This window comes from Streptomyces albus subsp. albus (assembly GCF_000719865.1).
Taxonomy (GTDB): Bacteria; Actinomycetota; Actinomycetes; order Streptomycetales; family Streptomycetaceae; genus Streptomyces; species Streptomyces albus_E.
Genome location: NZ_JOID01000087.1, coordinates 1 through 737, shown reverse-complemented (window position 1 = coordinate 737; position 737 = coordinate 1). Strand labels below are relative to the sequence as shown.

Annotated in this window: 1 protein-coding gene; it reads right to left on the bottom strand. The window is 71.1% G+C overall.

Annotated features, from left to right (window positions below):
* Nucleotides 1-737, bottom strand: a 737-nt coding sequence (locus tag IF83_RS0129495; RefSeq protein WP_030549467.1) for a DUF222 domain-containing protein, incomplete at both ends; no start/stop codon positions are given.

The following is a 737-nucleotide window of genomic DNA, read 5'->3' as shown; positions in this document are numbered from 1 at the left end:
CCGTCGGCCCGCCAGCCTCTGGGTCCTGGTGGTTGAAGGGGCGGATGTGGTCGAGGTCGCAGCGGTGGGCGGGCATCTGGCAGGAAGGGAAGACGCAGGCCGCGTCGCGGGCGATGACGTGCCGTTCGGTCTCGGCGGTGGGACGGTAGGTGGTGGGGTCGGTCTTGATGAGCACCCCGGTCTTCGGGTGGGTGATCAGACGCCGCCAGATGGTGCCGGGGGCGAAGGCCACCTGTCGTGCCTGCCCGGCACTGATCGCCCCGTAGCCCTTGAGCACGGCGGGCTCCTCATCCACCCCGATCAGCGTGTCCAGCGACACCGTCACCTGGACAACGGCCGCTGAGCGGGCGCCGGGAGTGGTCTCGGTGACGGGCCGGTTGACGATCAAGTCGTACAGGGCGTCGACGCGCTTCTGGTTCAGGGTGCGGTCGTCGTCGGTGAAGGTGGCGGCGTGGGCGTCGATCGCGGCGTCCAACTCCGCCGCCTGAGGGGTCGGGAGGAACGCCGTCCAGGTCGCCATGCCGTCCTCGACCGCCCGGTGCCAAATCGAGCGGTCCTCCCGCCGCTTGCGGTGCCGCCGCTCCGCACCCAGTGGGTCAGCCTTCAACACCGCCCGGTTCAGGGCGCGCCGGGTCTGCCCCACCGACTGGGTGGGCATCTTCCCCACCACCATCGCCTCCACGGCGGCTGCGGCTTCGGGGTCCAGGGTGTGGGTGGTCTCGGTGAGGGCCTTGGCC